Source organism: Pantoea sp. CFCC18179, assembly GCF_059412405.1.
The window spans coordinates 248442-274748 of record NZ_JBNBPM010000005.1; the positions used below are offsets into that span (position 1 = coordinate 248442).

A 26307-nucleotide genomic window follows, 5' to 3' on the forward strand; every position below is an offset into this window, starting at 1 on the left:
ACCACCTACCTAAGCCGCTTCAAATCGTCTAAATAGCGCCTTTCCTTGCAGCAATCGCACGCCCAGCCAGCCGCCGCACAGCGACAAAAGCAGCGCGCCGAAAATTGGCAGCGCAAACCACAGCGTCCAATCTGGCTGCCACGGGAAATCAAAGATCTTACGCTGTAATCCCCACAACGCCGCTTCAGCACCTAACGCCGCCGCAATCCCCGAAACCACGCCCAGTAGCGCGAACTCGCACCACAAAGTCCCGCGCAGCAGACGTTTACTGGCCCCCAACGTGCGATAGACCACCAACTCCTGTTGACGCTGGCGCATGCCAACCTGAATCTGCGCCATGAGCAACAACACGCCGCAAATCGTCACCAGCACTACCATCACTTCCAGCGCCTGGCTGACCTGCGTCAACACCTGGCCGATCTGGCGCATCATGCTGCCGATATCCAGCAAACTCAGCGTCGGGAAGGCGCGATTGAGCTGCGCCAGCAGCGCCGGATTGTTATCCATGCGGAAGCTAGTCAGCCAGGTTTGTGGCTGTTGATCCAGCGCGCCCGGCGGGAAGATGAAGAAGAAGTTGGGCCGCAAACTCTCCCAATCCACCTTACGCAAGCTGGTGATTTTTGCGCTGAACTGCTGAGTATCGCCGCTGAAGGTCAAGGTATCGCCGAGCTTCACACCGAGACGATCCGCCAGTTCCCCTTCCATCGACACTTCACCGGTTTTCGGCGGCCAATCACCAGCGATCAGCGGATTGTGGTCTGGGCGCTGTGCCTGCCACGTCAGATTCAGTTCACGATTCAGCGCGTTATCCATCTTTGGATCGGCTTCTTTGCCGTTCAGCTCGGTTAAACGCGCTCGCACAATCGGATAGAAGGTTTCCGGCTTAAGATGATGCCCGGTGAGGAAATCGCTGACTTGCGGCACCTGATCTTTGGTGATGTTCAACAGGAAATAGTTCGGGCTATCGGCGGGCAATTGCTGCTGCCAGCGATCCAGCAGATCGCCGCGCATTACCAGCAGTAGCGCCAGCAACATAAATGACAACGAAAATGCTGCCAGCTGACTGAGCGTCATCGCAGGTTGGCGCAGCAGGCGATTGATCGCCAAACGCATCGCCAGATTGCGCACCACCAATCGACGCAGCAGCAGCAGCGTGCCCCAACCCAACAACGCCAGCAGCAGCGCCAGCATCACCACGCCCGTCAGCAGCGCCCACAACATTTTGCTGCCGCCCATCAACAGCGCCAGCAAGCCAATCACCACCAACGCCATTACCGGTAGATAAATGCGCAGCGGCCAAACATTGGCGACCGCATCACGCCGCAACACGCGCAGCGGCTGCGTTGCCATCAGCAGGCGATACGGGCGTAATCCCACCAGCAGCGAAATGACAAACATCGCGCCAATCGCCCACAACCACGGCCAGAAGCTGGCGGCCGGTAACGCGCCCGGCAGCACCGGTTTCAACATCAATAGCAGGATAACTTCAATCCCCTGCCCCAACACGCTGCCAACGATAGCGGCCAGCAACAGCACCGCCAACCATTGGCCGATGATCAGCCGCTGTAAGGCTTTGCGTGAGGCTCCGAGGGTTTTCAGCACCGCCACCAAATCGTAGCGACTACGGCAATAATGGCTCATTGCCACCGCCACCGCGGCAATCGCCAGCATCAGCGTCAACAGCGCAGAGAGCAGTAAAAATTGCTGCGCGCGCTGCATCGAGCGCCCGAGCGCATCTTCCGAATTATCCACGCTGATCCAGCGCTGATCGGCTTTGAGTTGCGGTTCGATCCAACTGTCATACCGCGCCAACGGAGCCGGTTCGCCAGAAAATTTGTAGCGCCAACTCAAACGGCTGCCGGGCTGCACTGCGCCAGTTTTCTCGACATCGGCCAGATTCATCAACAAACGCGGCGCGGTTTGGAACGGATTGAAACCGCCATCCGGCTCCTGAATCACTTCGCCAGCAATACGCAGCGTGGTATCGCCGACATCAACATTATCACCAACCTTAAGATTGAGTAGCGCCAGCAAACGTGGCGCAACCAGCACCGTTCCGGCTTGCGGACGCAATCCTGGCGGGTTGGTTTGTAGCGTACCAAACATCGGATAGGCATCATCTACCGCTTTAACATCTGCCAGCTGCGGCGTCTCTTGCGCGAAGGTCATGGTCATAAAATGCAGTTGGCTGCTGACCGACAATCCTTCATCCCGCGCTTTGGTAAGCCACGCATCCGGCGCGGGCGACGTGGTGCGCAGCGTGCGATCGCCCGCCATAAAATCGCGGCTTTGCTGACTTAAACCTTTTTCCATGCGATCGCTGATCGATCCCAGCGCCAGCACGCACGCCACCGCCAAGGTTAAGGCCAGCCAAACAATCAGCAGCGAAGGCGAACGCCACTCGCGCCAGAACCAGCGCCAAATCATGTTTCCTCCCACAATTTGCCGTCGCGCAAGCGCAGACGACGATCGCAGCGCGCCGCCAGTTGCTCATCGTGCGTCACCAGAATGAGCGTGGTAGCGAAATCGCGATTGAGGGAGAAAAGCAGATCGGCAATGCGGTCGCCAGTTTTGCGATCCAGGTTGCCCGTCGGTTCATCGGCAAACAGCAAGCCTGGACGGCCGCTAAAGGCACGCGCCAGCGCCACACGCTGTTGTTCGCCACCAGAAAGTTGCGCGGGAAGATGATGCAGACGATCTTTCAGCCCCAACACGGTGAGCAATTCCACCGCTTGCGCGCGGCTTTCGCGATCGCTATCGCCGCGCAGTAGCGCTGGAAGCTGCACGTTTTCCAATGCGTTAAGCGTTGGCACCAGCATAAAGGATTGAAATACAAAGCCGACTTCACGCGCGCGCAGCGCGGCACGCTGCTCTTCATTCATGCTGTGCAGCGGCTGGCCAAGCAGATGCACTTCGCCGCTGCTGCCATCATCCAATCCAGCCAGAATCCCCAGCAACGTCGATTTGCCCGAACCCGATTCGCCAATCAAGGCAATGGTCTCAGCTGGTTTGACAACCAGCTCAACTCCGGTAAGGATGGTCAGCTGATGCTCTCCCTGACCGACGGACTTAGTAAGATGATGAACTGCAACAATGTTTTCCGCTGGCATTATCCCTTCCTGTTGTTATTGCTTCTGCTGGTGTCCCGCATCGCCGCCGCCGACACCTTGTTGGTGCTGGGCGACAGTTTGAGCGCCGGTTATCGCATGTCAGCGACCGCAGCCTGGCCGAGCCTGCTGGATAAAACCTGGCAACAGCAGCCCAAAATTGTTAACGCCAGCATCAGCGGAGATACCGCCGGACAAGGGCTGGCGCGTTTACCGAACCTATTAAAACAGCATCAACCGCGTTGGGTGTTAATCGAATTGGGCGGTAACGATGGCTTGCGTGGCTTCCCGCCGCAAAATATCGCCGCGGATCTGACCAAGGTGATCGACGAGGTAAAAGCCGCTAAGGCGCAGCCGCTGCTGATGCAGATTCGTCTACCTGCTAATTATGGACGTCGCTATACCGAAGCGTTTAGCGCCATCTATCCGCGTCTGGCACAGCAGTACAACATTCCTTTGGTGCCGTTCTTTATGGAGCAGGTCTATCTGAAACCGGAGTGGATGCAGCAGGACGGAATTCACCCCAATCCGGATGCTCAGCCGTTTATCGCCAATTTGATGGCGACCGAACTGGCTCCGCTAGTAAAGCATGATTAATGCAGACGTGTGATTTTTAACAGGTAAATAAATGCAAAGAACAATTCTCATCACAGGCTGTTCCAGCGGCATTGGTTTAGTCGCCGCCAACGATCTGTTATCACGCGGCTATCGCGTGATTGCCGCCTGCCGCCGCGACGAGGATGTGGCGCGCATGGACGCATTGGGTTTTATCGGTTTACAGCTGGATCTGGATGATGCCGCCAGCGTGGATGCCGCCGCCAATCGCGTGCTGGAACTCACCGAATCGCACCTGTTTGCGCTGTTTAACAATGGCGGGTTTGGTCAATATGGCCCGCTTAGCAGCGTTTCACGTCAGCAATTGGAAAAACAGTTCTCCACCAACCTGTTTGGCACCCATCAATTGACTATGCGCCTGCTGCCCGCGCTGCAAGCCAGCGGGAATGGACGCATCATTAATACCAGCTCGGTTTTAGGGCTGATCTCCACGCCAGGACGCGGCGCGTATGCCGCCAGCAAATGGGCGCTGGAAGCGTGGAGCGATGCGCTGCGCCTTGAAGTCCGCGATTCTGGCGTGCGCGTCAGCCTGATCGAACCCGGCCCGATCAGCACCCGATTTAGCGACAACGTCCATCAAGGTCAACAAGATAAACCGGTGCGCAATCCGGGCATTGCCGCGCGCTTTACCTTGCCGCCGGAAGCGATTCTGCCAAAGCTGCGTCATGCGTTAGAGAGCAAACATCCGCGCCTGCGCTATCCAGTGACGATGGTGACTTGGGCGATGAGCCTGCTCAAACGTCTGCTGCCAGGTTGGATACTGGATCGCATTTTGCGCAGCAACTAAGCTGCAACACAGATTCGAACTTGAACCGGGGCGCCTTGCCCCCATATCTTCAATACACTTTCTGCCAAGAGACGTATTCATGTCACACGCTTTGATTATCGACATCAACGAAACCAACCTGCAACAGACGTTAGAGCAGTCAATGCAGCTGCCGGTGCTGTTCTATTTCTGGTCCGATCGCAGTCAGCATTGTCAGGAACTGACGCCGGTGCTGGAGCGCCTGGCGCAGGAGTATGCCGGTCAGTTTCTTTTGGCGAAGCTCGACTGTGATAAAGAGCAGATGGTGGCGTCGCAGTTTGGCCTGCGTTCCATCCCAACCGTGTATCTGTTCCAGAATGGTCAGCCGGTAGATGGCTTCCAGGGACCGCAGCCGGAAGAGGCGATTCGCGCCCTGCTGCAAAAAGTCTTGCCACGTGAAGAAGAGATGAAAGCGCAGCAGGCAATGCAACTGATGCATGAAGGTAAACCGCTGGAAGCGCTGCCGCTGCTGAAAGATGCGTGGCAGCTCAGCAACAAAAACAGTGAAATTGGCTTCCTGTTAGCTGAAGTGCTGATCACGTTGAACCGCAGCGATGAAGCGGAAACCGTGCTGGACGCGGTGCCGTTGCAGGATCAGGACACCCGTTATCAAAGCCTGATTTCGCAAATCGAACTACTGAAACAAGCCGCCGATACGCCTGAAATTCAGCTGTTGCAGGAACAGTTAGCCAGCGATCCAACCAATGCCGAACTGGCTGCTAAACTGTCGTTACAGCTGCATCAAGTGGGCCGCAACGAAGAAGCGCTGGAACTGCTGTTCGGCTTCCTGAAAAGCGATCTCAGCGTCGGTGATGGCCAAGTACGTAAAATGTTCCAGGAAATTCTGGCTGCGCTCGGCACCGGCGACACGCTCGCCACGCGCTATCGTCGCCAGCTTTACTCGCTGCTGTACTGATCGGTACCGCGCGTTAAACGGGCCGAAGCGACTCGGCCCGACAATCTGACAGCCAGGAGGTTATATGTTAACGGTGATTCCCGTTCTGATTCTGTTCGCACTGGTGGTGGTGTGGGCTGGCGTAAAAATTGTTCCACAAGGTTATCAGTGGACGGTTGAACGCTTTGGACGCTATACCAAAACGCTGGCGCCCGGCCTGAATTTGTTGGTGCCGTTCATGGATCGCATTGGTCGCAAGATCAATATGATGGAACAAGTACTCGATATCCCCTCGCAAGAAATCATCTCCAAAGACAACGCCAACGTCACCATTGATGCGGTGTGCTTCATTCAAGTGGTCGATCCGGCACGTGCGGCTTATGAGGTCAGCAATCTTGAGCTGTCGATCCTTAACTTAACCATGACCAATATCCGTACCGTGCTCGGCAGCATGGAGTTGGATGAAATGCTGTCGCAGCGCGATAACATCAACACGCGCCTGCTGCATATCGTCGATGAAGCGACCAACCCGTGGGGCGTGAAAATCACCCGTATCGAAATCCGTGACGTGCGTCCGCCGCAGGAACTGATTGCCGCAATGAATGCGCAGATGAAAGCCGAACGCACCAAACGTGCCGACATTCTGGCGGCGGAAGGCGTGCGCCAGGCAGCGATTCTGCGCGCTGAGGGTGATAAACAATCACAAATTCTCAAAGCGGAAGGCGAACGCACCTCTGCCTTCCTGCAAGCTGAAGCTCGCGAACGTCAGGCCGAAGCCGAAGCCACCGCCACCCGCATGGTGTCTGAAGCCATCGCCGCTGGCGATATTCAGGCGGTGAACTACTTCGTGGCGCAGAAATACACTGATGCACTGCAAAAAATCGGTGAAGCCAACAACAGCAAACTGGTAATGATGCCACTGGATGCCAGCAGTTTGATGGGCGCGATTGGCGGCATCAGTGAACTGCTGAAGGAGAGCCGTCAGGAGCGAAGACCATGATCCTGATGGAGCTGATCGCGCATCCACACTGGTTCTGGCTCACGCTCGGCGGTTTGCTGTTGGCTGCCGAAATGCTCGGCACCAGCGGCTATCTATTGTGGAGCGGATTAGCGGCGGTGCTGGTTGGCGTCACTGAGTGGGTAATTCCGCTATCCTGGACCGGACAAGGCGTTTTGTTTGCGGTTTTGACGTTACTTTGCGTGTTTTTCTGGTATCGCTGGATGCGCTATCGCGAATCATCGCAACAAGCCAATACGCTGAATCAGCGCGGCAGCCAATTGATGGGCATGCAACTGACGCTAGATAGCACGCTGCAAAACGGTTTGGGCCACGTGCGCATTGGCGACAGCAGTTGGCGCGTGCAGGCCGATAGCGATCTGCCCGCAGGCACCAAGGTGATCGTTACCGGCGTTGTCGGTATCACGCTGATGATTCAACCGCGCTCGCCATCCGCCTGACGGCAGCAACCGGCAAGGTGATTGATAATCGGGCACTCTGCACTGTCATCGCCCGGACAGGCTTCCGCTAGCGCCAGCAGCTGCGCGCGCATCGCATGTAACTCTTCAATGTGCGCAGCGATCTCATCCGCTTTCTGCAAAGTACGCGCTTTAACATCCGCGCTATGCCGCGCCGGATTGTTGAACAGCGCCACCAGCTCGCGGCACTCTTCTAACGTGAAGCCGACCTGACGCGCCTGGCGTAGCAGATTCAATTCATCGAGATGGTGCGCTGCGTAATGGCGATAGCCATTTTCACCGCGCGCCGGTGGCGTCACCACGCCCTTCTCTTCGTAAAAGCGAATTGCTTTGCTGGTGAGTCCGGTTTTTTTTGCCACATCGCTGATGTTCATTTTCACCTCTTGACCTTCCATTCAGGGGAAGGTTTAGCATCTAGTTCTAATGCATATCTTGCATGCAGTCAAAATCATTAACTGAGGAGTTAAGCATGTCACATACCCAACTGCTGGCGCTGGATGGCTTATCCTGCGGCCACTGCGTTAAACGCGTAAAAGAAGCACTGGAACAACGCGGTGATGTTGAACAAGCCGAGGTTACCCAGCAAGAAGCACGCGTGACCGGTGCGGCGAGCGCTGACGACCTGATCGCTACCGTTGAACAGGCCGGTTATCACGCAGTATTAAAAGACGGCACAACCCACCCAAAGCCTGAACCGTTGACAGCTACAGAGCCGCCGCCGGAGGCGCTGACAACGGAGTCGCAACCGGCAGCAACCACGGAAGCGGTGCATCACTTACTGATTGGTGGTATGAGCTGCGCCAGTTGTGTCAGCCGTGTGGAGCAGGCTCTGCAAAAGGTGCCCGGCGTGAGCCAGGCACGCGTTAATCTCGGCGAGCGCAGCGCGCTGATTTTAGGGGATGCAGAAGCCGATGCGCTGGTGCGCGCCGTCGATCAAGCCGGATATTCCGCCGAAGTGATCGATGATGAACAAACCCGCCGCGAACGCCAGCAAGTTAGCGCCCAACAAGCGATGCGCCGCTTTAGCTGGCAATCAGCATTAGCATTGCTGCTCGGTGTGCCGATGATGATTTGGGGCATGCTCGGCGACAATATGATGCTGAGCGCCGAAAACCAAACGCTGTGGCGTTCGCTGGGTGTCATCACCTTGCTGGTGATGATGATTGCCGGTGGCCATTTCTATCGCAGCGCATGGCGCAGTTTGCGCCACGGCAGCGCCACTATGGATACGCTGGTGGCGTTGGGAACCGGCGCGGCGTGGCTCTATTCGATGAGCGTGGCGTTGTGGCCGGCGTTTTTCCCGCATCAAGCGCGACATCTCTATTTCGAAGCCAGCGTGATGATCGTTGGCCTGATTAATCTGGGGCATGCGCTGGAACAACGGGCACGCCAGCGTGCCTCGAAAGCGCTGGAACGTTTGCTGGATTTAACTCCAGCGCAGGCGCGCGTGATCAAGGATGGCAGCGAAACGCTGCTGCCGTTGAGCGAAGTGCAGCCGGGCATGACCATCAAACTGGTAACCGGCGATCGCGTGCCGGTGGACGGTGAAGTCTCTAACGGTGAAGCCTGGTTTGATGAAGCGATGCTCACCGGCGAAGCCGTGCCGCAAGCCAAGCAACCCGGCGAAAAAATCTTTGCTGGCACATTGGTGCAAGATGGCACGCTGCACTTTATTGCACGCGCCACCGGCAGCCACACCACGTTGGCACGCATCATTAATTTGGTGCGTCAGGCGCAAAGCAGCAAACCGGATATCGGTCGATTAGCCGATCGCATTTCGGCAGTGTTTGTGCCGGTGGTGGTAGCGATTGCGCTAATCAGCGGCGCGATCTGGTATTGGGTCGGCCCACAGCCGCAATTGGCTTACACGCTGGTGATCATGACCACGGTGCTGATCATCGCCTGCCCTTGCGCGTTGGGATTAGCCACACCGATGTCGGTGATTGCAGGCGTCGGGCGCGCCGCAGAATTGGGCGTGCTGGTGCGGGATGCTGATGCCTTACAGCGCGCCAGCGAAGTCGACACCATCGTGTTCGATAAAACCGGTACCTTAACGCGCGGCACGCCGCAGGTCAGCGATGTGTTGATCTATGGCGACTGGAATCGCCAGCAAGTACTCAGCGCCGCCGCGCAGATGGAGCAAGGTTCTAGCCATCCGCTGGCAAAAGCGATTATTGCGGCGGCCCCCGATGTCAGCAGCGAGGCGGTTAAGCAATTTCGTACAATACGCGGCAAAGGCATCAGCGCTAAAGTTGCCGACAGAACGCTGCTGCTGGGCAATCAAGCGTTGCTGGATGAACAGCACATCGATTACAGCGCCGCACAAGCCGATATCGAGCGCTTTGCGGCACAAGGAGCTACGCCGGTATTGCTCGCCGATCGTCATCAATTGCTGGGTTTGATCGCGCTGCGCGACAGCTTGCGTCCGGAGAGCCAAGCGGCGCTGCAACGGCTGCATCAGTTAGGCTATCGCTTAATTATGCTGACTGGCGATCACCAAAAAACGGCGCAAGCTATTGCCGCTGAAGCGGGTATTGATGAGGTGATTGCTGGTGTGCTACCGGATGGCAAAGCGCAGGCGATTAGCCAGTTGCAGCAGCAAGGCCGCAAAGTGGTGATGGTTGGCGACGGTATCAACGATGCACCCGCGCTGGCGCAGGCTGATGTCGGTATCGCAATGGGCGGCGGCAGCGATGTCGCGGTAGAAACCGCCGCGATGACGCTGATGCGTAACGATTTGCACTGCGTTGCCGATGCGCTGTCGATTGCTGGCGCCACGCTACGCAATATGCGGCAGAACTTGCTGGGCGCATTTATCTATAACAGCTTCGGCATTCCGATTGCGGCGGGCGTGCTTTATCCGTTTACCGGAATGTTGCTCAGCCCGATTGTGGCGGGTGCGGCGATGGCGCTGTCATCGATTACCGTGGTGAGCAATGCGAATCGCTTGTTGCGCTTCAAGCCTGCGCCGCGTGAATAGCCATCACGGCCCTGTTTTTCAGTGAGCGAAATCGCTAGCATGGATTTTTGCATTTAAAAGGACAGGGAATGAGACACGGTCTGTGGCACAGCATCCAACAACGGATCGCGACCCTTTTCCCGGCTAGCTACAGTTGGCCGGCCATGGATATCCAACTGGGCGATCGCCGTTTGCATCTGGCGGGCAGCATTCATATGGGCACGCGCGATATGCAGCCGCTGCCCGCAGGTTTGCTGCGTCAACTTAACAAAGCTGATGCGCTGGTGGTGGAAGCCGATATCACTCAAGGCGGCTCGCCGTTTAGCGAAGACGATCAATGTCCGCCGCTGGCAACCCGCTTAGAAGAGGCGACGCTGCAGCGGCTGCAAGCGTTGTGCGATGAGGTTTCGCTATCGATCAGCGTGTTTGACACGCTGCCGTTTTGGCAGATCGCCTTGATGTTGCAAGCGCAACAGGCGCAGCGGCTGGGATTACGTCCACAGTTCGGTATTGATTATCAGCTGTTGCAGGCAGCGAAGGCGGCGAATAAACGCATTATCGAGCTGGAAGGCCCGGAAACGCAGATCGCCTTGTTGAAATCGCTGCCGCAGGACGGCTTAGCGCTGCTGTTGGATACGCTGGAGCATTGGCACACCAACGCGCGCCTGCTGCAAACCATGATCAGCTGGTGGCTGGATACGCCACCCAAGCAGCAACCGGTCGCGCTGCCCAGCACCTTTAGTAGCGAGTTAAACGATACGCTGATGCGCAACCGTAATCAGCATTGGCGCGAGTTGTTGTTGGCGTTACCGAAAGGACGTTATGTGGTGGCGGTCGGCGCGTTGCACCTGTACGGCGACGATAATTTGCCGGAATTGCTGAAGCGTTAACGCGGTTTGCGGTCACCATAAATGGCGACCCTACGAATATTCTGAGCGTTTTTGTAGGGTCGCCATTTATGGTGACCAATACCCATGATGCGGAAATACGCCCACTGAACCGCCGTTGTAGGGTCGCCATTTATGGTGACCGACGATGCGGATGTGTGTAGCCAAACGTGAAAAAAACCAAAAAAGAAGGCCAATAGTGATATTGGCCCGTCAAAGAGGAATTTGTTTATGATTTTGGTTATCACCAGCAATCTCTTACTGGCGCGGGGCAATTCTCGCGCAAAGTTCAGAATTTCGCCACTATTTTTCCACCAAAACTGAAATAAGAATTTTCCTAACAAGGAACGATCATGACGCCCGCGGTAAAACTTCTGGAAAAACAAAAAGTCACCTTTACCCTGCATCCTTACGATCACGACAGCCACGAAACCAATTTTGGTGACGAGGCGGTACGAAAATTGAATCTGGATGCGCGCCAGGTTTTCAAAACGCTGTTAGTGGCGCTCAACGGTGACGCCAAAGCCTTAGCGGTTGCAGTCACGCCAGTCTCGACTCAGCTGGACCTAAAAAAAGTCGCCAAAGCATTGGGCGCGAAAAAAGCCGATATGGCCGATCCGCAACTGGCGCAGCGCGTAACCGGCTATCTGGTGGGCGGCATCAGTCCGCTGGGGCAGAAAAAACGTCTGCCAACGGTGATCGACCAGCAAGCGGCGGAGTTTGCTACCATCTTTATCTCAGGCGGCAAACGCGGATTGGATCTGGAACTGGCGGCACAAGATTTGTCTCGCCTGCTCGACGCGCCGCTGGCCGATATCGCCCGACGCGATTAATCGGGCTGCTGGGCGCAAAGCTGATCGATCATCCAGCGCCCAGCCGGTCCCGGTGGATTGCGTCGCGACCAAATCACATCCACCGCAATGCGCTGCGGCCAGCCCGGCACCGGCAACTCTTTTAGCACCTGATGACCAAACTGCTCCACCAGCCAGCGTGGTAGCACGCTCCAGCCAAAGCCTTGTTCTGCCATTTCCAGCAGTAATAAATAAGACGGCGCCGACCAGACGCGCCCGGCCGGTAACGGATCGCGGTTTTGTACCCACGTATTGAGCCGCAGATGCCGCAGCTCGCCGAGTTGCCCTTCACTGACCTGATCCAGCTGCGAAAACGCGTGATCCTGATGCAGATAAATCGCCATCTGCGCGCCAACCTGTAAGCGCGCCACCGCGATATCTGGCGGCAATTGTGGTTGTGCGCGCACCACGCCAAGGTGCACGCGACCGGCCTGAATCAGATCGATGGCATCGGCATCTTCAGCAATCATGCATTCGAACTCGATATCGGGATAACGCGCCTCAAAGCGATTGAGCAAATTGACGTGATGATCGGCCTGCCAGAAGTCGGAGATCGCCATGCTCAAGCGCGGCTCAACGCCTTGCGACAAGCGCATCGCCAGTTCATCCAGCCGCTGACTGGCCGCCAAAATCTGCTGCACCTGCGCCAACGCGCGCTGGCCTTGCTCAGTGAGCACCGGCTGGCGTCCACTGCGATCAAACAAGGTGAAACCGAGATCGTCTTCCAGATTCGCCACTGCGCTGCTGATGGTTGATTGACTTTTTGCTAACGCGCGCGCCGCCGCCGAGAACGATCCGCTCGCCACCGTTTGCACAAACGCCTCAAGGGATTCTGGGGAGTATTTCATGGTGAACCATCGCTTTTATCGATAGGTATTCATTTTATCTTAGCATCACGCAGTGAGAAAATGCGCGTCCTAACCAATTTGGAGGTTTATATGCGTACCCGTTCGCTGAAAGAACGTTTTTGTCATGCCGCAGGCTTTGAAGTGTTGGCGATTATCACAGTTGCACCGCTGGCTGCCTGGGTTATGGATAAACCGCTGTTTCAGATGGGCGCATTGGCGATCATGTTATCGACCGTCGCCATGCTGTGGAACATGATTTATAACGCCGGTTTTGACCGTATCTGGCCGCCGCAGGCTAAACGTGGTCTTGGTTTGCGTGCGTTACATGCTCTGGGCTTTGAAGGTGGATTTATTGTGATTGGTCTACCGATTGCTGCGTGGATGCTGGATATTAGCCTGCTGCAAGCCTTTATGGTTGAAGTGGCGTTCTTCCTGTTCTTCCTGCCGTATACCATGGCCTACAACTGGGCGTGGGATAAATTGCGTCAGCGTTGGGTGACGCAAAAATCCTGTCGCGCGTGATAATAATTTTGCGCCGTTAAGGCTCGCACAATCCGTAGCGGCGCAATTTATTGCGCATTTTAATCGCGATGAATTAGGTCAAAAGAGCGCGATGAATCGCGCCGCTACGGTTAGTGCACGATGTTAGTGTTGTGCCGCCCGCGGCCAGATCCACGCCAGAATCATCTGCGGATAGCTGGGCTTCTTTTGTGGCTTCTCCTGCGCTTTGTTGCGCTCCTGAATCTGCGCTTCGGTCAGATGTACAATGCCATTCGGCGCATAATCGCTGATTTTCAGCGGTGAATGCTGGCTAACATACTCGCGCAGCACATCCGCATCACGTTGCCCGCTATTAGTGAAACCGGCATGGGTTTCAATCGCGGGATAACCGTCGCCGCCGCTGGCGTTAAAGCTATTGGTCGCCATGCGATAGGTTTTGTCTTTTTGCAGCGGCTCACCGTTAATTTTCACCTCGCTAACGCCTTGGCCATCCGCCACCAGACTGATATTGCTGAACTGCGCGTAGCCGCCGGAATCCATTTTAATGTTGGCGACGGTGGCCAGATAACTCAGCAACTCATTGCCGGTTAGCGTAACGGAAACCACCTGATTGCCAAACGGCTGCACCTGCAACAGGTCGCGCAAGCTCAGATTGCCTTGCGCCAGAGACGTGCGAATACCGCCGCCGCTCATGACGGCAAAGTCCGCTTTGGTGGCGGCCATTTGCGCGCGCAAAATCAACTGGCCGAGATTGGTTTGCTCAAAACGCACTTTGTCGCGTTCACCGACAAATACGCCGTCGCTGCTACCGACTTTAACGTCCAGCTGCTTAGCGGCACGCAATTGGAACGGCGTTAACAGTTTCATCATCGCACTGTTTTGTGGGATCTCTTCCTGCCAGGTCAGCCAGGATTCGCTGCCGTCGAGGTTCTTGATTTTGTGCTTGAGATTGACCGGAATCAGTTGATAGCTATCCAGCGTCAACTCGCCATTTTTGAAGGTGAAGTCACCGCGTCCAACATATTTGCCCCACTCCTTCGCCTGCATGATCCACACACCGCTCTGACGATCCGGCTGGCAAGGCTGGCCCGGTTGATAATCCTTCACGCTGACATTGTCTTTTTCCATGCACACCGCATCCTGCGAATGGCCGCCAATGATCACGTTGATGGTGCCCGGCGGCAAGCTGCGCGCCAGTTCGACATCGCCCGGCGCATTACTGCCGTGCTGGCCGTCATCGTAGTGGCCCATGTGGGTTAGCGCGATAATCACGTCCGGTTTTTCGCTGGCGCGCAATTCGGCTACCGCTTTCTCGGTTTCTTTCACCGGATCGCGGATATCCAGCGTGGCGATGTTTTCTGGATTGGAAATGCGCAGCGTGTCAGTGGTGGTCAGGCCGATCACCGCGATCTTCAATCCCATGCGATTAAAGGTTGCCCACGGTTTGAACAAGCGCTTATCGGTGCCTTTTTGGTAAATGTTGGCCGACAGGAACGGGAATTTGGCCCACTTCTGCTGCTTTTGCAGCACGCTGAGCGGTTTATCGAATTCGTGATTTCCCAACGCCATCGCATCGTAGCCAACCAAATTCATGCCACGAATATCGGGCTCGGCATCCAACATGTTCGATTCCGGTACGCCGGTATTCACATCACCCGCCGACAGAATCAATGCACCGCCGCCTTTGGCCTGCACATCATAGCGCTGTTGATCCATCAAGGTTTTTTGCGCGGCGAGTCCGTATTCGCCTTGGGCGTTGGTCCAGTAACGACCATGATGATCGTTGGTGTGCAGAATGCTAAAACGATAACTGCGATCCGTTTGCCACGCCTGCGCCAGCATTGGCAGCAGTAACATGATCAGCGCCAACCAGCGCCCTTTATGCGGTGATAAAAACAAAGCCGATCTCCTTATGCTGCGTTTTCCAAACCTAATGTGCTTTATCGCCCTCTTGTGTCGCATAGTTGGCCCTTTAACTCAAGACGAAAGGCTTATAGAGTCAGCAAGTAGTAACAATCTGATAACTAAAACCCCCCTTCAGGATTTTTATGGCAAGTGAAATCGCATCACCGGCGCGCGCGCCCGGCCGTACTGCTTTTGGCATTTTAGGTGCCATCAGCCTCGCGCATCTGCTCAACGATATGCTGCAATCGCTGTTGCTGGCTATCTATCCAATGCTGCAAAAGGATTTCAATCTTAACTTTGTGCAGATCGGCTTGATCACGCTGACCTTCCAGGTCACCGCATCGCTATTGCAGCCGGTTATCGGCCATTACACTGATAAATATCCCAAACCCTGGTCGCTGCCCGTCGGCATGGCCTTTACGCTGTGCGGGCTGATTTTGCTGACCTTCTCCACCAGTTATCTGCAAGTGTTGCTGGCTGCGGCGCTGGTCGGTAGCGGTTCGTCGGTGTTCCACCCTGAATCCTCACGCGTGGCGCGCATGGCGTCTGGCGGTCGGCATGGTTTGGCACAATCGCTGTTCCAGGTCGGTGGCAACTTTGGTAGCGCGCTCGGTCCGTTACTGGCGGCGATGATCGTCGCGCCTTATGGCAAAGGCCATTTGGGCTGGTTTGTGCTGGCGGCCTTGCTAGGCATTATCGTGCTGCTGCAAGTGAGCCGTTGGTACAGCCATCAACAACGTGCCAGCAAATCTGCCGCCAAAGTGGTGCCGGTGAATCCGCTGCCACGCAAAAAAGTGCTGCTGGCGGTGAGCATTTTGCTGCTGCTGATTTTTTCCAAATACTTTTATCTCACCAGCATCAGCAGCTATTACACCTTCTATTTAATGCAGAAATTCGGGCTTTCGGTGCAAGCGTCGCAATTCCATCTGTTTGCCTTCCTCGGCGCGGTGGCGGCCGGTACCATTATTGGTGGGCCGATTGGCGATAAAATTGGGCGTAAATACGTGATTTGGGTGTCCATCCTTGGCGTTGCGCCCTTTACCCTGCTGCTGCCGCACGCCAATTTAATGTGGACCAGCGTACTGAGCGTGATCATCGGTTCGATTCTTGCCTCGGCTTTCTCCGCCATTTTGGTGTACGCGCAAGAGCTGATGCCGACACGTATCGGTATGGTTTCTGGACTGTTTTTCGGCTTCGCCTTCGGCATGGGCGGATTGGGCGCTGCCGTGTTGGGCGTGGTGGCTGACCACACCAGCATCGAATGGGTCTATCAAATCTGTGCCTGGCTGCCACTTATCGGCCTTTTGACCGCTTTCCTGCCTGATAATCGTCACGCCTAAGCCTGTTTAGGGGGGCAACTATTTTTCCTTGCCCCCTTCATTCTGCATGAAATCTGCCGATATTATGAGATAACTGAGGAAAATGGAGCTTCAGCTGCGTTTTAGTCTCATTTTTTCAATTTAGTCGCCTTTTACCGCTCAAATGTTTAAACGCAGTGCGTGATTGTGCATTACACTAAGTTGTTACAAGCGGATACATTTGCACACAAGGAGACAGGCATGCATCACACTACCCCGTTGATCACTACCATTGTCGGAGGACTGGTCCTCGCCTTTCTCCTTGGTATGCTGGCAAATCGCCTGCGTATTTCCCCGCTGGTTGGATACCTATTAGCTGGCGTGCTCGCTGGCCCTTTCACACCCGGCTTTGTCGCCGATACCAATCTTGCGCCGGAACTGGCTGAACTCGGCGTGATTCTGCTGATGTTTGGTGTCGGATTGCACTTCTCGCTCAAGGATTTGATGTCGGTAAAGTCTATCGCCATTCCTGGCGCCATCGCGCAAATTGCGGTGGCAACGCTGCTGGGAATGGGGCTTTCGTGGACCATGGGCTGGTCGTGGATGACCGGTTTGGTCTTTGGCCTGTGTCTCTCAACCGCCAGTACCGTGGTGTTGCTGCGCGCGCTGGAAGAACGTCAACTCATTGATAGTCAGCGTGGGCAAATCGCCATTGGCTGGTTGATTGTGGAAGATTTGGTGATGGTGCTGACGCTGGTGCTGCTGCCGGCCATTGCGGGCATGCTGGAAGAGGGCAACGCCAGCCCAACGCTGCTGCTGTGGGATTTGATGCTAACCATCGGCAAAGTTGTCGCCTTTATGGTGCTGATGATGGTGGTGGGTCGTCGCGTGGTGCCGTGGATTCTGGCCAAAAGCGCGGCCACTGGCTCACGCGAGCTGTTTACCCTTGCCGTTTTAGCGCTGGCGCTGGGCATCGCCTTTGGTGCGGTCGAATTCTTCGATGTCTCCTTTGCGCTCGGTGCCTTCTTTGCTGGCATGGTGTTGAACGAGTCGGAACTCAGCCATCGCGCGGCGCACGATACCTTGCCACTGCGTGATGCGTTCGCCGTACTGTTCTTTGTTTCGGTCGGCATGCTGTTTGATCCGATGATTTTGATTGAACAGCCGCTGGCAGTGTTGGGCGCGCTGGCAATTATCGTGCTGGGTAAATCGATTGCAGCCTGGTTGTTGGTGACGTTGCTTGGCCATTCGCGTCGCACCGCGATGACCATTTCGGTCAGCCTGGCGCAGATTGGTGAGTTCGCCTTTATTCTGGCTGGTCTCGGCATCTCACTCGGCATGCTGAGCGATGAAGGCCGTAATCTGGTGCTGGCGGCGGCAATCCTCTCCATCATGCTGAACCCGATTCTGTTTACCTTGTTGGAACGCTATCTCGATAAAACCGAGACCATTGAAGAGCAGACGCTGGAAGAAGCCATTGAAGATGAGAAGCAGATTCCGGTGGATATCTGTAATCACGCGGTGCTGGTGGGATACGGTCGTGTCGGCAGCCTGTTAGGGCAAAAACTGATGGAAGCCGATGTGCCATTGGTGGTGGTCGAGAATTCGCGTCCCCGCGTTGAAGCGCTGCGTGAGCAAGGGATTAAAGCGGTGCTGGGCAATGCGGCACGCGTCGATACCATGGAACTGGCGCGTCTGGATTGCGCGCGCTGGCTGCTGCTGACCATTCCCAATGGCTATGAAGCGGGCGAAGTGGTGACGGCGGCACGCGAGAAGCGTCCCGATATCGAGATTATCGCGCGTGCACATTACGACGATGAAGTGACGTACATTTTGGAACGCGGCGCTAATCGCGTGGTGATGGGCGAGCGCGAAATTGCTAATAGCATGCTGAATGTGCTGGAAGAAGAGATTGCGCAGAATCCGATTGTGCGTGAATGCCCGATTTAATATTGTGCGGTAATTAATCAGGTCGCCATGAATGGCGACCCTACCTATTTACCTATCCCAATACGACTCTTCTAAGCTGTCTTCCCGCTCCGGCAAGCCGCGTGTTAAACGCGGTGAATGCTGGTTTAGCACCTGATAACTCACCCGGTTGGCGTATTTGCACACTTGCGCCAGCGACGAATAGGTCAGATACACGCGGCCATGTTTGCTGGAATTCGGCACTTTTTGGCGATGGAAATTGTTAGCGGTGATGTCGTGTAACAACGCCGCTAATGCGCCATCGCCTGCGCCGTTGGTGTTCATGATTTTCTCCGGACCGCCCATGTACGGCGCGATGTGCGAGAAGATACGCAACGGTTGCTGGCAATCTTTGTGGCGCATCGCCCGGCTAAATTCATATTGGTTGAACTCCGCCAGCGCGCCTGGCAGCAACGGATGATTGGTTTTGCGCTTGAACTCGTCTTCGGTGAATCCCGCCATGTACAAGCCGGTCGGCCCGGCGGTGCATAACACTAAATCAACCCAATCCAGCGCCATATTCGACGCTAATAGCGGATCTTGCTCACCGGTCAACGCAAACGCTTCTTCTTCGTTCATCGCCACAATCGACACGTGATCGCGCAGGAAATCGCGCCAGAACTGCGGATTGTCCTGAATCACGTATTTGGTGCCGAGCGTCAGCACCACCGGCACATTGTGTTTTTTCGCGTATTCAATGGCGCGCAGCGTGGCGGCGGGCATCGGTTCGCCCGGCTGGCAACGCACCAGATACGAGGTCAACACCAACGCCGATGCGCCAGCGATCACATCTTCGGGAATGCTGTCGGCCTGTAATTGGTTCATCAAGCCTGGGCTGATGGCAAAGGTGCGCTCGCCCTGCTCACCAATCAGCGTGAAGCAGCGGCCAATTGCGCCATCAACGCCTTGTAAGAAGTTAAGGTCCATACGGCTGGAGGTATTGCACAGGTAGCGATAGGCATAGCCGCCGATCTGAATGTTGTTGCACATCACGCCGAGCAGCACTGAGCGGTCGTCGGCTAATACTGAATAGTTGTGCAGCGTATTGCCGATGGTGCCACCGGCAAATTGATGGCTGATCAGTTCATCGCGCATCAGTTCGTTGTAGAGCGCTTCCGCGGTGACATCGTCAATCACCAACGAATGACCGGCACTGAGACCGTAACGCTGCAAAAAGTCGTCATCGACTTTGGCTTCAATATCCACCAGCGTTTGGTCGATACCCACGACCCAACTGCCCTCTTCCTGCTCTTGCTGCGTGGCTTGCAGCAGCGGATCGCGCGCGTTGACCGGGAAATAGTGTTTGGATTTGCGTTTGCCGGGAAATTTCATCTGGAGTGCCGTCAGGGAAAATCAGGCAGAGAATGATAACACACTCTCTGCCACCACTTTAACGGCGCGCGTTGACCAGCTGCACCATCATTTCGATATGCTCAGCATCATCATTAAGCGCGGGAATGTATTCGAATTTCTCACCACCGGCATGCAGGAAGAATTCGCAGTTCTGCTCGCTGATCTCCTCCAGCGTTTCCAAACAATCGGCGGCAAAGCCCGGACTCATCACCTGCACATGTTTGATGCCTTTGGCTGGCAAACCTTGCATGGTTTCATCGGTGTAAGGCGTCAACCAGGGTTCGCGACCAAAGCGCGACTGGAAGGTCATCATGATTTTGTGCGGCGCAATGCCCAAGGCGGCGGCCAGCGCATCGGTGGTGTCTTTGCAGCGCTGCGGATAATCATCGCCTTCATCAGCGAAACGCTGCGGAATGCCGTGATACGACAGCACCAACAAATCGGGTTCACCGTGCTGAGCAAATGAACGTTCGACCGAGGCTTTCAGCGCCGCAATGTAAGCCGGATGCTCGGCGTAATCGCGAATGAACGCCACATCCGGCAACGAACGCAGTGGCTTGAAGCTGGTGGCTAAACCATCCCACACCGCCGCAACGGTTGAGCAGGAGAATTGCGGATAGAGCGGCAAAACGATCAGCTTGGTGACGCCTTGATCCAGTAAACGTTTTAACGCGCTGTCGAGACTTGGCTGACCGTAGCTCATGCCGAGTTCAACCGGCATATCAAGGCGTTGGGCTAAAGCATCACGCTGGCGTTTGCTGAACACCATCAGCGGCGAGCCTTCCTCCATCCACACCGACGCATACAGTTTTGACACGCGCGGCGAGCGGAACGGCAAAATAATGAAATTGAGAATCGGCCACCATAATAAACGCGGCGTATCAACCACGCGTGGATCACCTAGGAACTGTTTCAGATAGCGTTTAACCGCAGGTGTGGTGGGTGCATCTGGTGTACCTAAGTTGACCAGCAAAACCCCGGGCTTTTCTTGCCTCATTGTATTTCCTTGATGTCGAAACGAATGGGTCACATTCAAAATCAGGGGGAAATTGTAGCGGAAAACGTGGGAGGGGAAAGCAATTGCTGCAAAAGGGCCGGTCAACCGGCCCTTGAACGCCTTAACCGAGGATTTCGGCCAACTGCGTGCTCACTTCAGCGACAGGACGTGTGCCGTCGATTTTGTGATATTCGGTGTTGCCGTCTTGCGCTTCTTTGCCGTAATAGGCAATCAGCGGCGCGGTCAGCTGATGGTATTCCACCAGACGCTTACGCACGGTCTCTTCCTGGTCATCTTTACGCGTGGTCAGCTCTTCGCCGGTCACGTCATCTTTACCTTCCACTTTCGGTGGCTTGTTGACGACGTGATAAACGCGGCCAGATGGCGCATGCACGCGACGTCCGACAATACGATCCACAATCAGCTCGTCCGGTACGGCAAACTCCAGCACGTAGTCGACCTTGATTCCCGCTTCTTTCATGGCATCAGCCTGAGGAATCGTGCGTGGGAAGCCATCGAGCAGGAAACCGTTTTTGCAGTCTTCCTGCGCGATACGCTCTTTAACCAGCGCAATCACTAACTCATCAGTTACCAGCTTGCCGGCATCCATGATCGCTTTTGCTTGTTGGCCCAGTTCCGAACCGGCTTTAACTGCCGCACGCAACATGTCACCGGTGGAGATCTGCGGAATACCGTATTTCTCCATGATAAATTGAGCCTGAGTGCCTTTACCTGCGCCCGGTGCCCCGAGCAGAATAATACGCATTGCGTAATTCCCCTTGCGAATCGCATTGATCAATCTGAGAAGGCGAAGAACATACCATTATGACCCGCGCACCACAAGGAAACGGGCACGCTCGCCGGCAAAGGTCTACTTTGACCTGCTTTAGCGGCGAATACTAGCAGAGCGCCTGTTTTTAGGAATCACGGCTAAGCACCAGCGCTTCTTTCAGGCGTTTTTTAAGCGTTGGCGTGACGTTCTGATGTTTGTTTAACGCACCGCGGATGTTGGCATGCAGCTGCATGCGATTGTGCTCAGTCACTACCTGAATATCCTGCGGCAGCTTGCTGATGTTGAGACCTTCCGGTAACGGGAACAATGCAAACGGCAAACCCGGTTGCTGAATGGAGTGCAGCATCAACGGGAAATCCAGCGCGATGCTTTCGACAGTGGCGATATTGAACGGACGCCATTCGCCGTTATCCATTATTGCCAGCGCCTGTGCTGGTGCCTCACCCAAGGTTAATCCTTGTTCGAACAGCCGCAGTTCGCTGCGCACCAGCGTGCTGAAATCGGCGGTGCGCAAGGCGATTAACACTAAATCGCCGCACAGCGCGGCATGGCGATCGAGGCGAGCGACAAATAAGCGCGCGTCGCTCACCAGGCGGCGATGAAGTTGAGTGGCAAAGGATTCTGAGGCATCAGTCACGCCCTGGCTTTGGCATTCGCTCAGTGCACGAACGCGTCCCTGTTGCATATCAACGTGTTCCACCAACGCCACATTGCCCGCCATCATCGGCAAGGTTGGCAGCACGCTGAGTTCGCTGACCGGATAATGCGAGGCGTAACGTGTTTGATTGCGCGCTTGTTCCTGACGCAGAAAAAGTTGTGAAAGCAGCACTCGCGCGATATGCAGCGAAGGCGCAAAGAATAGATCGTAATTTTCAAGCCGGTAATGACGGGATAGCAAGCCGCGAAGCTTATCGCGCGCCGCCGCCGCCCTGGCAGTAGCAAGTTGTGGAGCCATCGCGTGACATTTCTCTTTGTTATTGTGCTGTGTGCTGGAGCTGAAAGGTGGCAGCAAAATGGCGGGTAACCACAGAGAGGCGCACCCGTCAACCCGCCATAATCTGGGGGAAAGGTTAGGCCAATGCGGCTGGACATTAAAATGATATAAACTGACAATCCCTGTTAGGTTTTTACACAGGGGATGAGTATGACCGCGCTTCCATCGTTACGTGCACTGCATTATTTCCACCAGGCGGCACTGCACAGCAGCTTTAGCGTGGCAGCCGAACGTCTGCATGTGACCCACAGCGCCATAAGTCATCAGATTCGCCAGCTGGAAAGCTGGATGGGTAAGCCGCTGTTTGTGCGCACCAATGGACGCGTCAAATTAACCTCACACGGTGAGCGCTTGTTGGTTAGCTGTCAGAAAGCCTTCAGCGAACTCTCCACCACCTGCGAAAGCATTCGCACCGGCATGCGTCATCATCTCAGCGTCTCGTGCGCACCGAGTTTTCTCTCGCAATGGCTGATTCCGCGCATCGCCAGCTTTTATCAGTGCTATCCCGATATTGAAGTGCAATTTCAGCCGCTGGTTGAGATCGACCAACTACGCAGCGAGCACACCGATGTGTTGATCCTGAGCGCTGAGCAGTCGCCGGATGAAGATATTGATGCCACGCTAATCAGCGATGATTACATCGGCCCGCTGTGCGCTCCGCAGTTTGCCGCGCGTTTTAACAGTGAACAGGATCTGGCGACGCTGCCGCTGCTGCACGCCGATACGCGGCTGCATGCGTGGGCTGAATGGGCGAAAACCAGCGGCGCGCGCGGTAATTTCTGGATTGGTAAGCATTTCGATAATTTGACGTTGGGGATTCAAGCGGCAAGAAACGGTTTGGGCGTGATTATGGCGCCGCGCTTGTTGGTACGTCAGGAGTTGAACGATGGCACGCTGATCGCGCCGTTGGGTTTTGTGCGCGTCGATCGCGCGACGTTGATGATGACCAAAATTTCACGCCAGCACGATGCGGAAATCACCTTGTTTCGCGATTGGTTGCGCGATCAGGCGTTGCATTAAGCCGTTAAAGGAATAAAAAAAGGTCACCATGAATGGCGACCTTAAGGGTCCGAACGTAGGGTCGGCATTGATGCCGACCGTGCTCTGGCTTACGCCGTCAACAACTGGTTCATACGACGGATAAACTGGTTTGGATCGTCGAGCGTGCCGCGTTCCGCCAGCAGCGCCTGATCCAGCAGCAACTCAACCCACTCGGCAAAGCGCGTTTCGTCCTGCGTATCCGCCACACGTTTCACCAGCGTATGATCCGGATTGATTTCGAAGATGTACTTCACGTCCGGCACTTCCTGACCTGCCGCCGCGAACAGCTTCGCCATCTGCGTGGTCATTTCATTGGCATCGGTGGTGACGATCGCTGGTGTATCGGTCAGGCGATGTGTTAAACGCACCTCTTTCACGCGCTCGCCCAGCAAGGTTTTCACTCGCTCAACAAACGGCTCCAGCGCTTTTTCCGCTTCTTTTTGCTCTTCGGTCTCTTCGTCGGCCAGCTTGCTCAGCGAATCATCTGCTTTGCTCACTGACTGGAAGGTTTTACCGTCGAACTCGGTGAGGTAGCTCATCATCCATTCGTCGATGCGATCGGAAAGCAGCAGCACTTCGATGCCTTTCTTGCGGAACAGCTCCAGATGCGGGCTGCTCTTCGCCGCGGCATAGCTATCAGCGGTGATGTAGTAAATCTTGTCCTGACCTTCCACCATACGCGTCAGATAATCTTCGAGCGAAATGGTCTGCTCAGCGCCTTCGCTCTGAGTAGTGGCAAAGCGCAGCAGCTTGGCAATCGCTTCCTGGTTGGCGTTGTCTTCAGCTGGGCCTTCTTTCAATACCAAACCGAACTCTTTCCAGAACTGCTGATATTTTGCCGCGTCGTCTTTTGCCAGTTTTTCCAGCATCTGCAAGCTACGCTTGGTCAGCGCGGCGCGCAGACTTTGCGTTACGCGGCTGTCTTGCAGGATTTCACGCGAGACGTTAAGCGGCAGATCGTTGGAATCAATCAGCCCACGCACAAAGCGCAGATAGTTCGGCATGAACTGCTCAGCGTCATCCATGATGAAGACGCGTTGCACATACAGTTTCAGGCCGTGCTTGCTGTCGCGATTGAACATGTCGAACGGCGCGCGGGACGGCAGATACAGCAGGCTGGTGTACTCCTGCTTACCTTCCACACGGTTGTGGCTCCAGATCGCCGGATCGCTGAAATCGTGGGCGATATGTTTGTAAAACTCGTTGTACTCGTCGTCGCTGATCTCAGACTTGTTGCGCGTCCACAGCGCCTGGGCTTTGTTGATCTTTTCCCAGCTGCTTTCGCCGCTCTCTTCGTCTTTGGTTTCGATTTCAACCGGCAGCGCGATGTGATCGGAATATTTGCTGATCACGTTACGCACGCGCCATGCATCGAGGAAATCATCCTCGCCTTCACGGAAGTGCAGCGTGATTTCGGTGCCGCGATCGGCTTTCTCAATCTCGCCCAGCGTGTAATCGCCCTCGCCCGCCGATTCCCAGAACACCGCTTCGTCGGCTTTTGCGCCAGCGGCACGGGTGCGCACGGTGACTTTGTCGGCCACGATAAAGGCCGAGTAGAAGCCAACGCCGAATTGGCCGATCAATTGGCTGTCTTTAGCCTGATCGGAACCCATCGATTCAAGGAAAGATTTGGTGCCGGATTTGGCGATGGTGCCGAGGTTTTCAATCACCTCATCGCGACGCATACCAATACCGTTGTCGCTGAGCGTCAGCGTGCGGTTTTCCGGGTTGACCGAGATACGTACGCGCAGATCGCCGTCGCCTTCATACAGATCGGGCGTCGACAGCGCGCGGAAACGCAGTTTGTCGGCGGCATCTGAAGCGTTGGAAATCAGCTCGCGCAGGAAAATCTCTTTATTTGAATAGAGGGAATGGATCATCAGGTGCAGAAGTTGTTTTACCTCTGACTGGAAGCCACGCGTCTCTTGTCCTTTAATGGTGGTCATTGCTACCTCAACTGAATCGGGGTTAATGAAACGTTGAGAGATAAATGGGGATGAAGCGGGAGAATTCAAGCCGATGTCCGTGAAGACATCGGCAAGTGATTAGAATTTAATCTTGTGGCGTCCAGCGAGCGAGTGCGACAGCGTGGTGCCATCGACCATTTCCAGTTCACCGCCAACCGGTACGCCGTGCGCAATGCGGCTGGCATCAACGCCATATTGCCCGCACAACTCAGCGATGTAGTTGGCTGTGGCTTCCCCTTCCACCGTGGGATTGGTGGCGAGGATCACCTCGGTTAAGGTTTCGCTTTCCAGACGCTGCTCCAGCCGATCCAGGCCAATATCCTGCGGACCAATGCCATCCAGCGGTGACAAGTGGCCCATCAGCACAAAGTAGCGGCCGCCAAACTGGCCGGTCTGCTCGATGGCGTGGATATCTGCCGGGCTTTCCACCACGCAAATCTGGCCGTTTTGTTGACGACGCGGATTAGCGCAGATGGTGCAGATTTCCTGCTCGGTGAAGGTGCGGCAATCGGCGCAATGGCCGATTTCCGACATCGCGCGGGTCAATGCCTGCGCCAGACGCATGCCACCGCTACGATCGCGCTGCAACAGCTGAAAAGCCATGCGTTGCGCCGACTTTGGGCCAACGCCCGGCAGGCAACGCAACGACTCCATCAAAGATTCAAGCAGTGGACTGGTTTGCATCAGAACGGCATCTTGAAGCCAGGTGGCAGCTGCATACCATTAGAAACGGACGCCATTTTCTCTTTCTGCGTTTCATCGATACGGCGTGCCGCATCGTTGAAAGCCGCAGCAATCAGATCTTCCAGCATGTCTTTGTCATCTTCCAGCAAGCTTGGATCGACTTCGACACGACGGCAATTGTGCGCACCGTTGATGGTTACCTTAACCAGGCCAGCACCAGATTCACCGGTGACTTCCAGCGCGGCGATCTCTTCCTGAACCTTGGCCATTTTGTCTTGCATCTGCTGGGCCTGTTTCATCAGGTTGCCCAATCCGCCTTTACCAAACATAGTTTTCTCTCTCTGCTGGGGCTGCGCGCAATTA

The 26307-nt window shown here is 55.4% G+C and carries 24 protein-coding genes; 12 read left to right on the forward strand and 12 right to left on the reverse strand.

Annotated elements, in window-relative coordinates:
* Positions 1-9 precede the first annotated feature (9 nt).
* Positions 10-2427, reverse strand: coding sequence for a putative ABC transporter permease subunit YbbP (gene ybbP, locus ACPUC7_RS12505; protein WP_494923155.1), 2418 nt, complete (start codon positions 2425-2427; stop codon positions 10-12).
* Positions 2424-3110: a putative ABC transporter ATP-binding protein YbbA gene (gene ybbA / locus ACPUC7_RS12510; protein ID WP_343552176.1), complete on the reverse strand. Its 687-nt coding sequence runs from the start codon at positions 3108-3110 to the stop codon at positions 2424-2426. The genes ybbP and ybbA overlap by 4 nt, the downstream gene beginning before the upstream one ends.
* Between ybbA and tesA the strand changes: the two genes are divergently transcribed.
* The 5 genes from tesA to ACPUC7_RS12535 all read left to right on the forward strand — a co-directional run bounded on the left by tesA (position 3078) and on the right by ACPUC7_RS12535 (position 6880).
* Positions 3078-3704 (forward strand): multifunctional acyl-CoA thioesterase I/protease I/lysophospholipase L1, encoded by a 627-nt coding sequence (tesA, locus tag ACPUC7_RS12515; protein ID WP_494923156.1) that lies wholly within the window; start codon positions 3078-3080, stop codon positions 3702-3704. The genes ybbA and tesA overlap by 33 nt on opposite strands.
* Positions 3705-3735: 31 nt before the next feature.
* Positions 3736-4509 carry an SDR family oxidoreductase gene (locus ACPUC7_RS12520; RefSeq protein WP_494923157.1) on the forward strand — a complete coding sequence of 258 codons (774 nt, stop codon included), beginning with the start codon at positions 3736-3738 and terminating at the stop codon, positions 4507-4509.
* Between the two features lie 79 nt (positions 4510-4588).
* A complete protein-coding gene (locus ACPUC7_RS12525; RefSeq protein ID WP_343552180.1) occupies positions 4589-5443 on the forward strand; it encodes a co-chaperone YbbN in 855 nt (284 codons plus the stop codon).
* 64 nt (positions 5444-5507) lie between these two features.
* Positions 5508-6422: an SPFH domain-containing protein gene (locus ACPUC7_RS12530; protein WP_343552181.1), complete on the forward strand. Its 915-nt coding sequence runs from the start codon at positions 5508-5510 to the stop codon at positions 6420-6422.
* The gene (locus ACPUC7_RS12535; RefSeq protein WP_494923158.1) at positions 6419-6880 is read left to right on the forward strand and encodes an NfeD family protein; all 462 of its coding nucleotides are present in this window, start codon (positions 6419-6421) and stop codon (positions 6878-6880) included. The genes ACPUC7_RS12530 and ACPUC7_RS12535 overlap by 4 nt, the downstream gene beginning before the upstream one ends.
* On the opposite strand, the gene cueR is transcribed toward ACPUC7_RS12535, so the two are convergent.
* Positions 6856-7272, reverse strand: coding sequence for a Cu(I)-responsive transcriptional regulator (gene cueR / locus ACPUC7_RS12540; protein WP_494923159.1), 417 nt, complete (start codon positions 7270-7272; stop codon positions 6856-6858). The two genes, ACPUC7_RS12535 and cueR, sit on opposite strands and share 25 nt — an antisense overlap.
* 95 nt (positions 7273-7367) lie before the next feature.
* Here cueR and copA point away from each other — a divergent pair, with 95 nt between their 5' ends.
* From copA to ybaK, 3 genes are all read left to right on the forward strand, one after another.
* Positions 7368-9878, forward strand: coding sequence for a copper-exporting P-type ATPase CopA (gene copA, locus ACPUC7_RS12545; RefSeq protein ID WP_494923160.1), 2511 nt, complete (start codon positions 7368-7370; stop codon positions 9876-9878).
* Positions 9879-9946: 68 nt separating this feature from the next.
* On the forward strand, positions 9947-10747 hold the full coding sequence (locus tag ACPUC7_RS12550) for a TraB/GumN family protein (protein ID WP_494923161.1): 801 nt from the start codon (positions 9947-9949) through the stop codon (positions 10745-10747).
* Positions 10748-11097: 350 nt separating this feature from the next.
* Positions 11098-11577, forward strand: coding sequence for a Cys-tRNA(Pro)/Cys-tRNA(Cys) deacylase YbaK (ybaK, locus tag ACPUC7_RS12555; protein WP_343552186.1), 480 nt, complete (start codon positions 11098-11100; stop codon positions 11575-11577).
* On the opposite strand, the gene ACPUC7_RS12560 is transcribed toward ybaK, so the two are convergent.
* Entirely contained in the window at positions 11574-12443 is an 870-nt protein-coding gene (locus ACPUC7_RS12560) for a LysR family transcriptional regulator (RefSeq protein WP_494923162.1), read from the reverse strand. The two genes, ybaK and ACPUC7_RS12560, sit on opposite strands and share 4 nt — an antisense overlap.
* Positions 12444-12533: 90 nt before the next feature.
* Here ACPUC7_RS12560 and ACPUC7_RS12565 point away from each other — a divergent pair, with 90 nt between their 5' ends.
* Positions 12534-12965: a multidrug/biocide efflux PACE transporter gene (locus ACPUC7_RS12565; protein WP_494923163.1), complete on the forward strand. Its 432-nt coding sequence runs from the start codon at positions 12534-12536 to the stop codon at positions 12963-12965.
* A 123-nt stretch (positions 12966-13088) separates the two neighbouring features.
* Here the strand turns inward: ACPUC7_RS12565 and ushA are convergent, their stop codons facing one another.
* Positions 13089-14843, reverse strand: a complete 1755-nt coding sequence (ushA, locus tag ACPUC7_RS12570) for a bifunctional UDP-sugar hydrolase/5'-nucleotidase UshA (protein ID WP_494923164.1) — start codon at positions 14841-14843, stop codon at positions 13089-13091.
* A gap of 149 nt (positions 14844-14992) precedes the next feature.
* Between ushA and ACPUC7_RS12575 the strand changes: the two genes are divergently transcribed.
* On the forward strand, positions 14993-16189 hold the full coding sequence (locus ACPUC7_RS12575) for an MFS transporter (RefSeq protein WP_494923165.1): 1197 nt from the start codon (positions 14993-14995) through the stop codon (positions 16187-16189).
* 219 nt (positions 16190-16408) lie between these two features.
* Positions 16409-18097 (forward strand): YbaL family putative K(+) efflux transporter, encoded by a 1689-nt coding sequence (gene ybaL / locus ACPUC7_RS12580; protein WP_494923166.1) that lies wholly within the window; start codon positions 16409-16411, stop codon positions 18095-18097.
* A 48-nt stretch (positions 18098-18145) separates the two neighbouring features.
* Here ybaL and ACPUC7_RS12585 read toward each other — a convergent pair whose 3' ends face one another.
* The 4 genes from ACPUC7_RS12585 to ACPUC7_RS12600 all read right to left on the reverse strand — a co-directional run bounded on the left by ACPUC7_RS12585 (position 18146) and on the right by ACPUC7_RS12600 (position 22213).
* Entirely contained in the window at positions 18146-19447 is a 1302-nt protein-coding gene (locus ACPUC7_RS12585) for an inosine/guanosine kinase (protein WP_494923167.1), read from the reverse strand.
* 58 nt (positions 19448-19505) lie between these two features.
* Positions 19506-20465 carry a ferrochelatase gene (hemH, locus tag ACPUC7_RS12590; protein ID WP_343552193.1) on the reverse strand — a complete coding sequence of 320 codons (960 nt, stop codon included), beginning with the start codon at positions 20463-20465 and terminating at the stop codon, positions 19506-19508.
* 121 nt (positions 20466-20586) lie between these two features.
* Complete coding sequence (gene adk, locus ACPUC7_RS12595; RefSeq protein WP_343552194.1) at positions 20587-21231, reverse strand: adenylate kinase; 645 nt, start codon at positions 21229-21231, stop codon at positions 20587-20589.
* Positions 21232-21382: 151 nt separating this feature from the next.
* Entirely contained in the window at positions 21383-22213 is an 831-nt protein-coding gene (locus ACPUC7_RS12600; RefSeq protein ID WP_494923168.1) for a DUF6024 family protein, read from the reverse strand.
* A gap of 189 nt (positions 22214-22402) precedes the next feature.
* Here ACPUC7_RS12600 and ACPUC7_RS12605 point away from each other — a divergent pair, with 189 nt between their 5' ends.
* The gene (locus tag ACPUC7_RS12605) at positions 22403-23272 is read left to right on the forward strand and encodes a LysR substrate-binding domain-containing protein (RefSeq protein ID WP_494923169.1); all 870 of its coding nucleotides are present in this window, start codon (positions 22403-22405) and stop codon (positions 23270-23272) included.
* An 89-nt stretch (positions 23273-23361) separates the two neighbouring features.
* Here the strand turns inward: ACPUC7_RS12605 and htpG are convergent, their stop codons facing one another.
* The 3 genes from htpG to ACPUC7_RS12620 form a co-directional block, all read right to left on the reverse strand.
* Positions 23362-25239, reverse strand: coding sequence for a molecular chaperone HtpG (htpG, locus tag ACPUC7_RS12610; protein WP_343552197.1), 1878 nt, complete (start codon positions 25237-25239; stop codon positions 23362-23364).
* Between the two features lie 99 nt (positions 25240-25338).
* On the reverse strand, positions 25339-25944 hold the full coding sequence (gene recR / locus ACPUC7_RS12615) for a recombination mediator RecR (protein WP_343552198.1): 606 nt from the start codon (positions 25942-25944) through the stop codon (positions 25339-25341).
* The gene (locus ACPUC7_RS12620) at positions 25944-26273 is read right to left on the reverse strand and encodes a YbaB/EbfC family nucleoid-associated protein (RefSeq protein ID WP_343552199.1); all 330 of its coding nucleotides are present in this window, start codon (positions 26271-26273) and stop codon (positions 25944-25946) included. Before ACPUC7_RS12620 ends, recR begins: the two co-directional genes overlap by 1 nt.
* Positions 26274-26307: the final 34 nt, after the last annotated feature.

What these genes read in the sequence shown, in the direction of transcription:
- ybbP (WP_494923155.1), bottom strand. Translation starts at nt 2,427, where the DNA reads ATGATTTGGCGCTGGTTCTGGCGCGAGTGGCGTTCGCCTTCGCTGCTG.
- tesA (WP_494923156.1), top strand. Translation starts at nt 3,078, where the DNA reads ATGATGAACTGCAACAATGTTTTCCGCTGGCATTATCCCTTCCTGTTG.
- ybbA (WP_343552176.1), bottom strand. Translation starts at nt 3,110, where the DNA reads ATGCCAGCGGAAAACATTGTTGCAGTTCATCATCTTACTAAGTCCGTC.
- ACPUC7_RS12520 (WP_494923157.1), top strand. Translation starts at nt 3,736, where the DNA reads ATGCAAAGAACAATTCTCATCACAGGCTGTTCCAGCGGCATTGGTTTA.
- ACPUC7_RS12525 (WP_343552180.1), top strand. Translation starts at nt 4,589, where the DNA reads ATGTCACACGCTTTGATTATCGACATCAACGAAACCAACCTGCAACAG.
- ACPUC7_RS12530 (WP_343552181.1), top strand. Translation starts at nt 5,508, where the DNA reads ATGTTAACGGTGATTCCCGTTCTGATTCTGTTCGCACTGGTGGTGGTG.
- ACPUC7_RS12535 (WP_494923158.1), top strand. Translation starts at nt 6,419, where the DNA reads ATGATCCTGATGGAGCTGATCGCGCATCCACACTGGTTCTGGCTCACG.
- cueR (WP_494923159.1), bottom strand. Translation starts at nt 7,272, where the DNA reads ATGAACATCAGCGATGTGGCAAAAAAAACCGGACTCACCAGCAAAGCA.
- copA (WP_494923160.1), top strand. Translation starts at nt 7,368, where the DNA reads ATGTCACATACCCAACTGCTGGCGCTGGATGGCTTATCCTGCGGCCAC.
- ACPUC7_RS12550 (WP_494923161.1), top strand. Translation starts at nt 9,947, where the DNA reads ATGAGACACGGTCTGTGGCACAGCATCCAACAACGGATCGCGACCCTT.
- ybaK (WP_343552186.1), top strand. Translation starts at nt 11,098, where the DNA reads ATGACGCCCGCGGTAAAACTTCTGGAAAAACAAAAAGTCACCTTTACC.
- ACPUC7_RS12560 (WP_494923162.1), bottom strand. Translation starts at nt 12,443, where the DNA reads ATGAAATACTCCCCAGAATCCCTTGAGGCGTTTGTGCAAACGGTGGCG.
- ACPUC7_RS12565 (WP_494923163.1), top strand. Translation starts at nt 12,534, where the DNA reads ATGCGTACCCGTTCGCTGAAAGAACGTTTTTGTCATGCCGCAGGCTTT.
- ACPUC7_RS12575 (WP_494923165.1), top strand. Translation starts at nt 14,993, where the DNA reads ATGGCAAGTGAAATCGCATCACCGGCGCGCGCGCCCGGCCGTACTGCT.
- ybaL (WP_494923166.1), top strand. Translation starts at nt 16,409, where the DNA reads ATGCATCACACTACCCCGTTGATCACTACCATTGTCGGAGGACTGGTC.
- ACPUC7_RS12585 (WP_494923167.1), bottom strand. Translation starts at nt 19,447, where the DNA reads ATGAAATTTCCCGGCAAACGCAAATCCAAACACTATTTCCCGGTCAAC.
- hemH (WP_343552193.1), bottom strand. Translation starts at nt 20,465, where the DNA reads ATGAGGCAAGAAAAGCCCGGGGTTTTGCTGGTCAACTTAGGTACACCA.
- adk (WP_343552194.1), bottom strand. Translation starts at nt 21,231, where the DNA reads ATGCGTATTATTCTGCTCGGGGCACCGGGCGCAGGTAAAGGCACTCAG.
- ACPUC7_RS12600 (WP_494923168.1), bottom strand. Translation starts at nt 22,213, where the DNA reads ATGGCTCCACAACTTGCTACTGCCAGGGCGGCGGCGGCGCGCGATAAG.
- ACPUC7_RS12605 (WP_494923169.1), top strand. Translation starts at nt 22,403, where the DNA reads ATGACCGCGCTTCCATCGTTACGTGCACTGCATTATTTCCACCAGGCG.
- htpG (WP_343552197.1), bottom strand. Translation starts at nt 25,239, where the DNA reads ATGACCACCATTAAAGGACAAGAGACGCGTGGCTTCCAGTCAGAGGTA.
- recR (WP_343552198.1), bottom strand. Translation starts at nt 25,944, where the DNA reads ATGCAAACCAGTCCACTGCTTGAATCTTTGATGGAGTCGTTGCGTTGC.
- ACPUC7_RS12620 (WP_343552199.1), bottom strand. Translation starts at nt 26,273, where the DNA reads ATGTTTGGTAAAGGCGGATTGGGCAACCTGATGAAACAGGCCCAGCAG.